At 43.8% G+C, this 14,154-nt stretch carries 13 protein-coding genes; 8 read left to right on the forward strand and 5 right to left on the reverse strand.

The window, feature by feature from the left end; all coding sequences use genetic code 11:
* Positions 1 to 39 precede the first annotated feature (39 nt).
* Entirely contained in the window at positions 40 to 489 is a 450-nt protein-coding gene (locus EHO57_RS01950) for a hypothetical protein (RefSeq protein ID WP_135647093.1), read from the forward strand.
* Positions 486 to 1,106, forward strand: a complete 621-nt coding sequence (locus tag EHO57_RS01955; RefSeq protein ID WP_135647094.1) for a hypothetical protein — start codon at positions 486 to 488, stop codon at positions 1,104 to 1,106. Before EHO57_RS01950 ends, EHO57_RS01955 begins: the two co-directional genes overlap by 4 nt.
* 241 nt (positions 1,107 to 1,347) lie before the next feature.
* On the opposite strand, the gene EHO57_RS01960 is transcribed toward EHO57_RS01955, so the two are convergent.
* A complete protein-coding gene (locus EHO57_RS01960) occupies positions 1,348 to 1,605 on the reverse strand; it encodes a type II toxin-antitoxin system RelE family toxin (protein WP_135647095.1) in 258 nt (85 codons plus the stop codon).
* Entirely contained in the window at positions 1,598 to 1,807 is a 210-nt protein-coding gene (locus EHO57_RS01965) for a hypothetical protein (RefSeq protein WP_135647096.1), read from the reverse strand. The genes EHO57_RS01960 and EHO57_RS01965 overlap by 8 nt, the downstream gene beginning before the upstream one ends.
* A 410-nt stretch (positions 1,808 to 2,217) precedes the next feature.
* Between EHO57_RS01965 and EHO57_RS01970 the strand changes: the two genes are divergently transcribed.
* Entirely contained in the window at positions 2,218 to 3,207 is a 990-nt protein-coding gene (locus tag EHO57_RS01970; protein ID WP_135647097.1) for a DUF1016 N-terminal domain-containing protein, read from the forward strand.
* Between the two features lie 354 nt (positions 3,208 to 3,561).
* Here the strand turns inward: EHO57_RS01970 and EHO57_RS01975 are convergent, their stop codons facing one another.
* Positions 3,562 to 4,479 (reverse strand): integrase core domain-containing protein, encoded by a 918-nt coding sequence (locus tag EHO57_RS01975; protein WP_135647098.1) that lies wholly within the window; start codon positions 4,477 to 4,479, stop codon positions 3,562 to 3,564.
* Positions 4,480 to 4,615: 136 nt separating this feature from the next.
* A complete protein-coding gene (locus EHO57_RS01980) occupies positions 4,616 to 4,888 on the reverse strand; it encodes a hypothetical protein (protein WP_135589129.1) in 273 nt (90 codons plus the stop codon).
* Between the two features lie 183 nt (positions 4,889 to 5,071).
* On the opposite strand from EHO57_RS01980, the gene EHO57_RS01985 reads away from it, so the two are divergent.
* Positions 5,072 to 6,025 (forward strand): metallophosphoesterase, encoded by a 954-nt coding sequence (locus tag EHO57_RS01985; protein WP_135647099.1) that lies wholly within the window; start codon positions 5,072 to 5,074, stop codon positions 6,023 to 6,025.
* A 1-nt stretch (position 6,026) separates the two neighbouring features.
* On the opposite strand, the gene EHO57_RS01990 is transcribed toward EHO57_RS01985, so the two are convergent.
* Entirely contained in the window at positions 6,027 to 7,145 is a 1,119-nt protein-coding gene (locus EHO57_RS01990; RefSeq protein WP_135647100.1) for a tetratricopeptide repeat protein, read from the reverse strand.
* A gap of 360 nt (positions 7,146 to 7,505) precedes the next feature.
* Between EHO57_RS01990 and ilvB the strand changes: the two genes are divergently transcribed.
* The 4 genes from ilvB to EHO57_RS02010 all read left to right on the forward strand — a co-directional run bounded on the left by ilvB (position 7,506) and on the right by EHO57_RS02010 (position 14,030).
* Positions 7,506 to 9,215: a biosynthetic-type acetolactate synthase large subunit gene (gene ilvB, locus EHO57_RS01995; RefSeq protein ID WP_210410066.1), complete on the forward strand. Its 1,710-nt coding sequence runs from the start codon at positions 7,506 to 7,508 to the stop codon at positions 9,213 to 9,215.
* Positions 9,212 to 9,688 (forward strand): acetolactate synthase small subunit, encoded by a 477-nt coding sequence (ilvN, locus tag EHO57_RS02000; RefSeq protein WP_135647102.1) that lies wholly within the window; start codon positions 9,212 to 9,214, stop codon positions 9,686 to 9,688. Before ilvB ends, ilvN begins: the two co-directional genes overlap by 4 nt.
* A gap of 181 nt (positions 9,689 to 9,869) precedes the next feature.
* Positions 9,870 to 11,945, forward strand: coding sequence for a methyl-accepting chemotaxis protein (locus EHO57_RS02005; RefSeq protein WP_135647103.1), 2,076 nt, complete (start codon positions 9,870 to 9,872; stop codon positions 11,943 to 11,945).
* Positions 11,946 to 11,951: 6 nt separating this feature from the next.
* Positions 11,952 to 14,030 (forward strand): methyl-accepting chemotaxis protein, encoded by a 2,079-nt coding sequence (locus tag EHO57_RS02010; protein ID WP_135647104.1) that lies wholly within the window; start codon positions 11,952 to 11,954, stop codon positions 14,028 to 14,030.
* Positions 14,031 to 14,154 lie beyond the last annotated feature (124 nt).

A 14,154-nucleotide genomic window follows, 5' to 3' on the forward strand; every position in this document is an offset into this window, starting at 1 on the left:
TATATATTTATTTTGAAATTCTCATTAGAGCGTAATTCATTGAAAAACGTTAACAAGCTATTATTACTTCTTCTTTTAGTTACTTTTAGTGTTGGGTCAATCTCTGGATATTTTTTACTAAAGAGTACGAAACTACAAGACCAGATTGAATTTGATAAACTTGGTATTGGAACAGTCAAATCAGGGAATTCTCTCTCCTATCTTATAATAAAACGCCCTAAGAATGTTTTCGGCGGTCATTACTATTATTTTGGCGCAAGAATGGGGAAAGAGAATATTCCTTTTGTTCAGAAATACTCCCCAGTATTGGACTCTGAGATAAATAAATTCGACAAAATAGAAGCACTAGACGAATGCGGGCAAGATACATACGTGGTAACTTTGAAATTGAATGAAACTGACAGTTATATAAAATTCAATATATTTGATAAAGAACCTAAGCAAGTAGATGAAAAAGCACTGCAATCTTGTAAAAGGGGGAGAGGTTGAAGATTAAGAGATTTAGAATAGTAGCAATTATACTTTTTAGCATTTTGCTGTTAACATGTAAGAGTGGACAAACTCCATCGGCGTCAGGATCTTCCGATCCAAACGAGGTTCGAGGAATTAAGTATTCGAATTACGCTGAAAATAAACTTGATGGTGGCGCATCGATTTTAGTCCCTTCAGACTGGACAGTGTTGAAAAGAGACATGCCCAATTACGGATCTACTTCTTACGATTTTGGTAAGGATGGTAATTGCGGAAACGCGTGTCTTACGCACGTATTGACAGTCTACATTGTGAAAGATAAGAAATTTACTTTCGAGAGACTGAAGAACGAATCTCCAATAATGAAGCTTGTAAAGTTACCGGAGACTATCAAATCGGTAGATCTGTCGAACAACATTCACATAGAAATTCCGCCGAATGTTAAGAAGAAGCGTCTTCATATGGTGATGCTATCGTTTGGTATTGCCCAGGAGCTCACATATGAGTTTAAAAATGGCCAAGTCGTGATATTGGAAGCGTTTATAGCTGCCTCTCCATTTTTGAATGAAGACGAACTCGGTACTGTTCTACTGAATACGTATGGGATGTTTCAGTCATTTAGATTTAATTCATGATCCGCGCGCCTATCTCTCAAAAAGCCAAGAAAACCCGCTGTTGAAGCGGGTTTTCTTGTATATGAGGAAAATAAACTTTTCCAAATTTGGATGGAATAGAGGAAAAAATAGTTCCTTTGCATTAAAGATAAAGAATTATTTATAAACAAAAGCGGAATATAGATTCCGCTTTTGAAGATATTTTGCGCGAAATAGCAATTGGCCATGGACACTTGTAAGCGGGGTAAACCATAGATTATAATTAATCGTAGATATCTCTTCTATGCCCAATAGCGATAACTTCGATGATAAGGAGACGATCACGGATTTCATAGATAATCCTGTAATCACCTTTTCTAATACGGTAACCTTCTCTACCTTTTAACTTCTTTACTCCGTGTGGTCTTGGATTCTTCGCAAGAGTTTCGATCACTTCGATCAAATTACCGGCTATGGGATCTGGAAGTTTGTCAAGTTGCTTGGTTACAGTTTTTGAAAGAAGAACAGAATACTCAGGCATGCTTCCGTTTGTTCTTACGGTTTTTTAAGTATTCCTTTAAAGGAACAGATGCGTCATTCTTTGCCTTAACTTCATCGTAGAGCTTAATGTCTTCAAGCTCTTCTGAATTTTCCAATAAAGCCTTATATTCTTTAACCGAAAGAACTACTGAAAGTTTCTTTCCTTTTTCGTCAGTGATGAATTGAGGATGTATTGACTTCATTATTTTTCTTTAGCGGTTTTTTGGGACGCTACCCTCTTGCACTTGAACACAATAATTCATGTTCATTAATCATTTCCCGACATAGATACGCAAATTTAAAGAGAAAAATCCATCCGCATCTATGCATTTCGCAAAATCTTTTTGAATACGCAGTCAAATGTTTAGTAAATTTTAGATTGCTTTGGATAATAGGATGAAAGTTAAGAAATAGCTCCCTTATTTCACTTTATACCGAATTCGACGCCTATCAAGATTTCGAATCTTAAACAGTATTGATGAAGAAAATAGTTTTTTCCAATTTTAGATGGATCGTTCTGAAAAATAGTTCCTTTATACTAAATAATAAAGAAATAGTTATAAACGAAAATAGAATATTTTTCTTGTTTTTAGCGAATGCTTGTAAGTGGTAAATGAAGAAAATCGATTTGAATAAGGTGTTGGAATCTGTCCTTAAGGTTTATGCAGGTTTGCAGGTAGAAAAGGCCTTGAACTCTAATAATCTAATATTAGAAGCGAATCGAGAAATTGGAAGGATTCTTGCCAACGCAGAAAAGAAGGTAACGGAAGAGGAGCGTAAGAGTGGCCGTTGGATGAGAACGATTTCTGAAGAACTGAAGGGGAAGTTAAATAAAGGATTTTCGGAGAGATCATTATTCTACGCTCAGAAGTTTTACAAGTGCTATGGTGATGTAAAACTTAGTTCTAAGTTAAGCTGGAGTCATTATAGGCTGCTCTCTTCGATAGAGAATATTGAATTAAGAGAAAAAATAGAGAAAGATGCTATCGAGAACGCCTGGAGTAGAGATGTTCTTTGTGAAAGAATTCGTGAAGTGTCAGAGTCTCGGAAGTCTCCAACAATACAATGGCGGCGCCCGGAAGGGGTCTTGCATCATTTCAAGATAGTAAAGAAGAATGAAACCCTCCTTTTAGATCTTGGATTCTATTTTTACCAAGAGCTTTCCAATACAAGCAAGTATAAGGAAGGAGATATTCTGAAATTAAAGCAGAAGGGCAAAATCACCTCATACGAAAGGGTAGAGAGTATTACACCCTCTTATCTCTATTGCTATCCTGGTATAGTCGAACGAGTTATAGACGGGGATACGCTTCTTTTACAGATCGACTTAGGATTGAAGCTAATAACTAGACAGCGAGTAAGATTGCATAATGTATGGGCCTCTGAGCTAGATACAGAAGATGGTAAGAAGCAATTTCGTTCTTTGGAGAAACGACTTCCCAGTGGGAGTGTAATAGTGGTTAAGACCCGATCTAAAGACATCTATGGAAGATATGTAGGTGATGTACTCTATTTACCGAAGAGAGATTCAGATCCCGAAACAGTTTTACGGGAAGGGAAGTATTTAAACCAAGAGCTTGGTCAATTAATTGAAGCGGAATAATGATTCAATATTCACTAAATTTCCAAATTCATTTGACATATATGTAGTGAATTAGAGAATTTATTATCTCCCAAGAAGAGAGGTATTTGCCTAAGACTGAGATTCGCTGCACCGGCGGTGCAGAGGAGAGAAGGCAAAAGTTCTTTTACAACGATTTTCTAACGAATAGGGATTGATGTTAGAAGAGATGGACTCTTGCATTCGAAAAGCGACAGGGATACGTAGGGCTTTAAGTCCCGAGCTAACCCTTACGAATAGGTAATAGCTTAAAGCGATAGCAGCGAAGGGATGAGCGAATAGCGAACCCGGAGTTGTCCTAGTCCAAAAACCGTCGTATGTTAAGTGGAGTTCATCTTAAGCGACGTTTTTCCAAGAGTAGATATGATGTAACCCACCAAGAACCTTGCGTTTGTTAATCTTGGAGGAGGCAGAAGGAAAAGAAATCGATCTTCCGGCAGGTGAGTCTTTGTTCAAGGAGAGATGAGGTCTCCAAAAGTTGTAGTAATTGATGTATTCGGAAACAACCGAGTGTGCATGATTTATGGAAAATATTGGGATATGATCTAAACATTCCCTCCGAAGAGATCCGTTCCATCTTTCAATATAGCAGTTATACCAAGGAGAAGCGAGGGGAGTGTGGAGAGGAATGATCCCTAAATCTTGCAAGCCGCTTGCGATTAATTTTCCAGAAAATAAAACATCATTGTCTTGTATGAGAAAGAAGCAGTTAGGAATGGAAGCCTTGGCTTCCTGTATTTGTTGTAAGACCCATTTTCTAGAAGGGTTTGTAGTGATATTACAATGAACGATCTTTCTGGATTGTATGTGAATGAAGTTCAGAGCGAATAAAGTATTTCCAGTTAATGTATTGATTCTACAAAAGTCCATTGCAAGAGCATATTCACCGATATGCTCGACCATTTGGAACCAAGAAGAGACTCCTTTCAGTGGATCCGGTAGATTTCGAATACGATCCAGAATTCTTTTAATAGTAGATAGCGAGACTTTAAAGCCTAACAATAGAATCTCGGCATGAATTCTTGTCGCTCCCCAGAGAGGATTCTCTCGTTTCAAATTGAGAGCAATTGGATAGATCATCCAGAAGAGAGTTTTCTCTCTGCCGTGTGATTTCTTTCCGAAGAAGCTCTTTAAGGCACGAATGAGATCTTTTATGGAACCCACAGCGACTGCCGGCGGGAATTTATTTGCCAAGAATAGAAAAAGATTTTGAATAAGGCAGGTCCAGAACCAGAAATCGAAGAGAAAATCCATCGAAACTCGATGCTGGTCAACTGAGAATAATGGTCTATTGTAAACTTTTCTAAGAGTTTGAAGAACGCAAAGGCCGACTCTCATCGCTGAGAAAGCGGTTTTGGATGCTCCGGAGTTGACTAGGTTTGCGTATTCCTCACTCCGGAGAGACTTTGATCTTCGTTTTGAATTCCCATTTGCGGAAAGGGGCTAAAGCCTGCAGTCTTTCTTCGCTCACGAAGAAGAGGCCTTCTCCGAATTTGACGAGGCCGCCCTTGTAGTGGGCATACTTGGTTTTATGGTCGATCAGGCCGATTTCTTTTACCTTATTCCAGTCGTCGCAGGTCTTCAGGGTCGGAACTCTTCGGAGATACAATTCCTTGATTGAACCGTCCCGAACTGAGTCCCGTAAAATCTTTTCCCATTCCATATAAGCGCAAGTTACAGGCGTTTCCTTAAAAATCAAGGAGATTCTGAGAATTTATGTTTCTTACCCCCGAAGACGAGGATTCGGAGAAAAAGTCTCTTCTACTCTAAATTGTTCTCGAGGATGCACTAAAAAATTCTTCTTTTTCATCGGGAGGATTACTACAAAGGGTTAGGGGAATCGAGCTTGGCCGAGAAAGAAGATCTGAAGATCGCATTAGTTGGGGACATTCATGGCTTCTGGAATTCTTCCGATACTCGATATTTTTCCGAAAGCGATTATGATGCCCTGATCTTCACCGGGGACTTGGGGCGGATCCCTGCGCGGAGCTCTCTCCCTGTTGCCAGAAGGATCTCGAAGGTCCAAAAGCTAGGCTTTCTTATCCCTGGCAATAACGATGGCCCTTCTATTTTAGCTAGACTCTTTGAAATGTTCGGTGGGAGTTCCTACGAAAACAGAGTTAGCCTTTTTCTTTTGGAGCGAAGGATGAGATTTCTCGAGAAATACCTGGCTCCGATCCGGACCCTGGGCTATTCCATCCAAGAAGAAATTCCTGGGGTCAGTCTTTTGGGTGCAAGACCTCTCGCCATGGGATCCGGTTTAAGTTTTTTTCCATACATCCAAAAGAGATTCGGGATCTCTACCTTGCAAGGATCGGAACGACTGCTTCTTTCTCTCTCGGAGAAGATCGATCTCGGAGTCAGGGATCTGATCGTTGTGGCGCATAACGGACCGAGTGGGTTAGGTGTCCGAGCAAAGGATATTTGGGGATGCGACTTCAGGAAAGAAGCAGGCGACTTTGGGGACGAAGACCTGGGCAATTTCGTTTCGGTATCTTCTTCTTTAAATAGAAAGCCTAAGGTCGTGATCGCAGGCCATATGCACCATTCTTCTCGTAGTGGAAAGATACATTCCAGGATCTGGAAGGTAAGAAAGGATGGGATCTTATTCGTGAATGCAGCCAGGGTTCCCCGGATCTTTCAGGACCAAAACGGGAATACTTGGCATCATCATGTGGAACTGACTAGAAAGAATGGAAATTGGGAGGCCGAGGCCAGGTTCTTGAGAAACGGAATGGAAGGGATTTTCCCTCTCCCTGATTTCTTGGAGAGGGAAAAGAGGAATATCCTGGAGATCTAGGCTATTCCGTAAAGGAATCCAGTTTTTGCTTCACTTCTTCGTTCAGAGGTTGCTTTCTGTGGAAGTCGTTTAACAATTTTACTGCATCGTCTCGTTTCCCCATATCGGAATACAATTCCGATAGTTCCACGACTGGACGAGGATCCATCGGGAATTTCTTGTGAAGGTCCAAATAGATCTCTTCGGCTTTGTCTCTCGCTCCCTTCATCTTCAATGAAGAGGCCTTTCCGAGTAGAGCGAAGTAATCTTCTCCTTCCGAAAGAATACGGTTGAAGCATTCCAGGGCCTTATCGAATTCTCCCATTCCTCGCAAGCTATCCGCATAACGATTGATGATGAGTTTATTGTCAGGATCGAATTCCAGGATCCTTTCCCAGAACTCGTTTGCCTTACGGAAATCTTTCTTGCCTCGATACGATTCTGCAAGACCGTACAGGGCGAAGAAGTTCCTTGGATCTAGATCTGCGGCTCTTCTATAATAACGGATTGCCTCATCGAAGTCCTTGATCTTACGATAACTGTTCCCGATCTCCGTAAGGATCTTGATATTATCCGGTTGGATGACTAAAAGTTTTTCCCACCAGCTGATCGCATCCTTGTATCTTTGGCAGGCAAAGAATAAATGTCCTAGACCGACGATCACATACTGGTCTTTTGGATTGATCTGTAAGGCCTGCATGTAATACACTTCGGACTCTTTGAAGTTTTTGAGTTTTCGATGAGCGTCTGCAACTCTACTTAAAATAGAGGCGTCGGTAATGGTGATATGTCTATATTCTTCCGCTACTTCGATGACCCGATTCAATAAGTTCATCTCTCTATAGCAATTCATGAGACCCATGAGTGAGAATTTATTGGAAGAGTCTTCCTTGATACAGCGATTATAAAATTCCAGTGCCTGTCGGAACTCTTTGCGTTTGAAATGCAGATCGCCCATTCCGACTAAGCCGTAGGTATTGGCGGGCTCCTTCGCGAGCAGTTCCTTTAGTTTGGACTCGGCCTTGTCCCACTGTCTGCTATCTAGAAAACGGTAGGCTTCTTTTGCTAAGCTCTTGATCTGAGCAAAATTCGAATCTTCTTCTTCCTTTCCGGCTTGGGCTTTTTCGATGGGTTCGTTCATAGGACCGAAGGTTCCTTTTTAAATTTATAGCATGGTGGCCCGGTAGTGGCCTTTACTCAATTTTTTATTTAATACAGTATTTTGACGGATGAGTAAAGGTTTTCCTTGGTACTAAATCCGTAAAGAAAATTTGAAATTGCAAAAAAATCGTGAATTTGGTCGCTTTGCTTCCTGAAATAATGTGAAAGTTATAGGGAAGATCTCGACCGAAGTGTAGAACCTCCCACATGCGATACGGATCTAGTACTTTGCACTGCAAGATGGCTCGGATCTTTCGTGTCAGAGTGTCGCCTTGTCTGAAAGGGGAACCTCCTTGACAAGGCCCTTCCTTCGCTTGGAATGGATTCTGACGAGGAAAAGATGCCGAAAAGTGAAGCAAAGATCACGGGCGCTCGATTGATGGTCGAACTCCTGGAAGAATACGGAGTAGATATCGTTTTCGGATATCCAGGCGGCGCTATCCTACCTTTTTACGACGAACTATATAAAAGTACTAAGATCAAACATATTCTTGTTCGCCATGAACAAGGAGCCATCCATATGGCCGAAGGCTATGCCCGTTCCACCGGCAAGCTGGGAGTCTGTATCGCTACCTCCGGACCTGGCGCAACCAATCTTGTGACCGGCTTAACGGATGCTAGACTAGATTCGGTTCCCATTCTAGCAATCACTGGTCAGGTAGCTACGAACGCGATCGGTACAGACGCTTTTCAAGAGGCGGATATTTACGGGATCACGATCCCGATCACCAAGTACAACGCTCTTATCAAGTCGGCGGACGATATCGCAAGGCATTTCGAGGAGGCCACCTTGATCGCCTTAGGTGGAAGGCCCGGACCTGTGCTCTTGGATTTTCCGAAAGATGTACAGACCGAGCTCACGAACGTGCGCAAGTCCTCTAAATTAAAGATCAATCCTCGGCATTACCAAAAACCTCCGATCAGCGGGGATCTAGATTCGTTTGCTGCCGCATTGAATAAGGCAAAGAGACCTCTTCTCTATGTGGGGGGAGGTGCGATCAACGCGCATGCCTCTAAGGAGATCCGGGAGCTTGCGGAGAAGGGGAATATTCCGGTTACCACAACTCTTATGGGGATCGGCGCCTTTCCCGGGACTCATAAGCTTGCAGTCGGAATGCTCGGAATGCATGGGACCGCGTACGCAAACAAGGCTGTATTAGAATGTGATTATATTCTAAATTTGGGAGCTAGATTCGACGACCGGGTGGCAAAGCCTGGAGAATTCGCCGAAAATGCAATAAGAGCTCATATAGATATCGATACTGCCGAATTCAATAAAAGGGTTTCCGTGGATCATATTCTACATGGGGACTTGAAAGAAGTCCTAAAAGTACTCATCCCTAAAGTGGAGAAGGTGGATCGTTCTCCCTGGTTGGAGTATCTGGATACGATCAAGAAGAACCATCCTCTCGAGTTCGATGATTCTTCCGATTCCATCAAGCCTCAGGCGTTCTTGCAGAAGTTATTCGAGAAGAGTAAGGGAAAGGCAATCGTTTCCACGGATGTGGGGCAGCATCAGATGTGGGCCGCACAATATTATCTTTTTGACGAAGCGAACAAATGGCTGACCTCAGGCGGACTGGGCACCATGGGTTACGGACTTCCTGCCGCGATCGGAGCGAAATTCGGAAATCCGAATAGCACAGTGATCTGTGTGTCGGGTGACGGTTCCATCCAAATGAATATCCAAGAGCTTGCGACCATCGCAATGTATAAGAAGGGAGTGAAGATCCTTATCTTCAATAATAACTTCTTAGGAATGGTCCGCCAATGGCAGGAATTATTCTATGAGGAAAGATTCTCCGAGTCTGAATGGAATTATAATCCTGACTTCGTAAAATTAGGCGAAGCATATTCCATCAAAGGAATGAGGGTCGCAACCAAATCCGAAGTGGAGAAGGCGATCGACTTCTTCTTAGAAGGAGATGAGGCAAGGATCCTAGAAGTGATGATCCCAGCGGAAGAGAAAGTATTCCCTATGATCCCAGCTGGAAAATCGCAAAAAGACATGATCGAATTTTCGGACACACTCCGGACCGGTAAAAAATGAAACATATACTTAAGATCTTGGTGAATAACCACCCAGGTGTGATGAGCCATGTCTCCGGCCTTTTTACTCGAAGAAGTTATAATATAGACTCTATCGCTGTCGGGGTCACGGATAATCCGGAGATCTCTAGCATGGTAATCGTTGTGAAAGGGGACGATTCCGTAGTCGAGCAAGTCAAGAGGCAGTTACTGAAATTGCCCGATGTGATCGATGTGGAAGATCTGGCCTATCATGATTGTATCAGCCGAGAATTGGTTTTAGTCGTAGTTCAATGCTCCGATTCAAACCGGACAGAAATTATTTCCATCTGTGAGGTCTTTCAGGCTAGGATCGCAGATCTTACCAAGACCACGTTTACGATCGAATTCTCAGGCAATACCAGGCAGGTGAATCATTTCATAGAGATGATGCAAAAATACGGGATCGAAGAGATTGCTCGTACCGGTCAGATAGCGCTTCGTTATAGATCCTAGGGTTCGCAACTCCTAATCTTGGTCCTTAAGCGGGTTCTTCTTCTTGGATTTTAGAGACAGAAGACCCGCAATCGATTTTTCCCGTTCTCTCCGGATCGCCGGTATTTCTTTTTTACAATTTCGTATCCGAAAAGCGTTTTTTTGTTCCTTATTCGAGTATCTCCTATTCTAATTCCCTCCTATGAGTATCCGAACTAGAATCTCCTTATATCTTTCGCTCGTACTCTTTTTAGGCTTCGCGGTTTTGACAGCGATCAATTCCATTCTCTCTTATAGAAGCCTTCACGCTGAAATCGAATCCGGTTCCGCATTGAGCGCGGAAAGATACACATTCGAAGTGAAGGATTATCTAGATAGTGCGATGGGAATGGCAAGAGGCTTTCGTATGCTTCTCATCTTCTCCAATCCGAAGCGACAGGAAGTGGTGGATACGATGAAGGAGATACTGAGAAGGAACCCCAAATGGTTCGGTATGTGGGCAGTATACGAGCCGAATGCCTTTGACGGTCTTGACAATCAGTTCAAGAATGCGAAGGGGCATGACGCTAGCGGAAGATTCGTAACCTACGTACATTCCGTGAAGGAAAGCGGAGAAGCGGTTGTAGAACCTTCTACTAATTATGAGAATACGGACGCCTCAGCGGATTTTTATCAGGTCCCTAAAAAGACTCTAGAACCTCTAGTTACCGATCCTTATCTTTATCTTGCCGGTGGAAAGCAGGTGCTCATGGTCTCACTTTGTGTGCCGGTTAGTAATAACGGCAAATTTTGGGGAGTCTTGGGAATGGATATCACCACTGCTCAATTGCAAGAGACAATGGGAAATATCAAACCCTTCCGAGGTGAAGGCTATCTTGCATTGATCTCTCCCAAGGGAATCTATGCGGCGAACGGTGGAGATCCTTCTCTTGTGGGGAAGGCGATCCCGAATCAGGAAGAATTCAAATTAGTACAGGAAAATTCGGAAGGCCATAGCCGTTTTGTATACGAATCGGACGGCTATACTCATCACTTTTTTCCATTCAAGATCGGCAAAGGACAAAAGCAGTGGGTGATGCAGATCAGCATTCCAGATTCAATATTTACCCGAGAGCTCGTAAGTGTTCTTTTACAAAATGCGATCTCATCCTTGGCGATCGTTAGTTTGATCGTGATCGTTTTACATTTTATTTTCCAGAGACTGATCTCCGCAGGACTACTTCAGGCGATCGGTTTCTCCGAGGAGATAGCAAAGGGAAATCTTCTGGCATCTTCTTCCTATCAAAGGAAGGACGAGATAGGGGCACTCTTGTCCGCTATGAACCAGATGAGGGAGCACTTATTCAATGTGGTGTTGGAGATCGGCAGCTCCACTTCTAAGTTAGCCGGAACAGCCGAGAAGATGGCGACCTCTTCCAGGAATTTCTCGGATGTTGCCCAGACCCAGGCTTCGGCGGCGGAAGAATGTTCTGCAGCTGTAGAAGAGCTTGCTTCGTCTGCACAGAATGTGGGGAAATCCATGCAGAAAGCGGTCTCTAGTATGAGAGAGATCGATGGGAACGTGATCCTACTTAAACAACAGATCGCTAGTATCAATTCGGAAATGCAGGGACTCGTGAGCCTGGCGGCTTCTTCTAAGGAGGAAGCTGTGACGGGAGAATCCGCGATGAACACTTCGAATCAAGCGATGGGAGCGATCGGGGACAGCGCCTCTCGGATCAATGAGATATTATCATTGATCACAGAGATCTCGGAGAAAACGAACCTTCTCGCCTTGAACGCAGCCATCGAGGCCGCGCGTGCGGGAGATGCAGGAAAGGGATTTGCGGTAGTAGCAGAAGAGATCGGAAAACTCGCCTCCCAAACTTCTAGTAGTGTGCAGGAGATCGGCGGCTTAGTGAATTCTACGAATAATGCAGTGATGGACGGAAATACCAAGATGGGCGAAGCCGCGAGTATCCTGCAGAGGATCAAAGATAGAGTAGCCGAATTCGATAAATCGGCTAAGGCGGTTCTCGTTTCTGTCAAGACCCAGGAAGATAACACGAAAGAGATCGCTGAGAGTGCAAATACTCTTATGAGTTTCAGCCTTCAGATAGAAGAGGCAGTAACCGAGCAAAGACGCGCAACGGAAGAGATCACTAAAACGATCTTAAGCATATCCGGAGGAACTCAGGAGATCGCCAACGGTGCGGATGACCTGACTACTTTCTCAGGCGATATGCATGGTCAATCGGAGCAGTTGTCGAATTTAATTGGAAGGTTCAAGGTAAATTAAAATAAGATGAGCATTCGACTTCGGATTTCTCTTTATATTTCCGTTATTCTATTCGTTGCGTTTGCGATACTCGCGACTTACAACTCTTACTCCGCTTACCAAAATCTAAGGGAAGAGGTGGAGCAAAGCTCGGATGTAACTGCAGAGAGATGGAGTTATGAGGTCATGGAGCAGTTGAACACTCTCATGGGGCTGATCCGAGGCGTTCGTTTTCCTTTGCTGTATGCTGCACCTCCTAGGGAACAAGTCATCCAAACTCTAAAAGAAGTACTGAAACGAAATGAGGATTATTTCGGGATGTGGCTTTGCTATGAGCCGAACGCGTATGACGGAAAGGATTTCTTATATAGAAACGCTCCCGGTCACGATGGAACTGGTCGTTTTATTCCTTATGTCAATCGGGCCAAGGCAGTCGACAAGATCGATCTGGAACCTGTGAAAGATTATGAGAACACGGACGGCTCCGGAGATTTCTATCAAGTCGCTAAGAAGACTGACAAGCCTACGGTTGTTGGTCCGTTTAGTTATACTGTGAACAATAAGCCGGTCCAAATGATCTCGCTTGTTGTGCCGATCAGTATGCCTGGACATTTTTATGGCGCCGCTGGAATGGATCTAGACCTTCAATTCTTACAGGAGAAGCTAGGAAATAAGAAGCCCTTCCGGGGCAAAGGATTCATTGCGCTCATTTCGCCTGTAGGTGTGTATGCGGTGAACGGAGAAAACTCCGACTTACTGGGTAAGAAGATCCAGAGCGCTGAAGAGTTAAAGATGTATTTGGAGAACGTGGAGAAGGGAAAAAGATTTACCTTTGAAGAAGGCGGTCATACCGGCTATTATTTCCCTTTTCATATCGGAAAGGATCCCAAGCACTGGTCGCTCTTGGTTAGTATTCCAAATTCGGTATATTATGAAAGCATTGGAGAGATTATTTTCGAGACGGCGCTTTCCACATTGATCATACTGTTGGTCGTCCTAGTCGCTTTGAACCTGATCTTTAAACAATTGGTAAGTACCGAACTCTTGAAGGCGATCGGTTTCTCGGATGAGATCGCAAAAGGAAATCTAGTCGTCGTAAACGATTATCCTAGGCAGGACGAGATCGGGACATTGTTCACTTCTATGAACCAGATGAGAGAGAATCTCTTGAATGTGGTTCGAGAGATGAGGACTTCTTCCCAGAAGTTACAATCCAAATCGGAGGAGATGTCCACATCCTCCCGTAATTTTTCGGATATCGCGCAAGCGCAGGCATCTGCGGCAGAGGAATCTTCCGCTGCGGTGGAGGAACTTGCTTCGTCCGCCCAGAATGTGGGGAAATCCATGGAGAGGGCAGTCGAGAATACCAAGGAGATCGATGGGAACTCGATGCGATTGAAGGAGCAGATCGCAAGTATAGACGGAGAGATGCAAGGCCTAGTTCATCTTGCTTCTGAATCCAAAAAGCAGGCAGTGACTGGAGAGAATGCGATGATCGCTTCTACAACCGCTATGGGAGAGATCGGAGAAAGCGCCTCTAGAATTACGGAAATCTTATCGATCATTACAGAGATCTCGGAAAAAACGAATCTTCTCGCGCTGAACGCCGCGATAGAAGCGGCTCGTGCCGGCGAGGCAGGAAAAGGTTTTGCAGTGGTCGCAGAAGAGATCGGAAAGCTTGCTTCTCAGACTTCGGCCAGCGTACAGGAGATCGGTGAACTGGTGGACTCCACGAATGATGCCGTGACGAACGGGAACGCGAAAGTAGAAGAAGCCTCTCAGATCCTGAAGCGCCTAAAGGGAAGCGTAAACGAATTCGAGACTTCCGCCAATAAAGTGCTCGGTTCCGTCAAGACCCAGGAGTCGAATACGAACCAGATCCAAAAGAGTTCCAATACACTCATGAACTTCAGTATCCAGATCGAAGAAGCTGTGAATGAACAGAAGAATGCAACCACAGAGATCACTAAGACCATCATCAGTATCTCGGAAGGGACCCAGGAGATCGCAAGCGGTGCAGACGACCTAACTTCATTCTCGGAAGAAGTGAAGATGCAAGCGGAACAGTTAGCAAAACTGATCGAGAGATTTCGAGTCGAGGAGTAGGGTGGCCCCCACCCTCATCGGGTGGTGGAGGTGGGTCGCCTAGTGGGAAAAGCCTGCGTTTCCTCTATCATAAAATCCTGATCTTTGCAAACGAAAAAAGATCAGGATTTTCATGTGGGAACTA

Origin of the sequence: Leptospira langatensis, assembly GCF_004770615.1 — a bacterium.
Taxonomy (GTDB): domain Bacteria; phylum Spirochaetota; class Leptospiria; order Leptospirales; family Leptospiraceae; genus Leptospira_B; species Leptospira_B langatensis.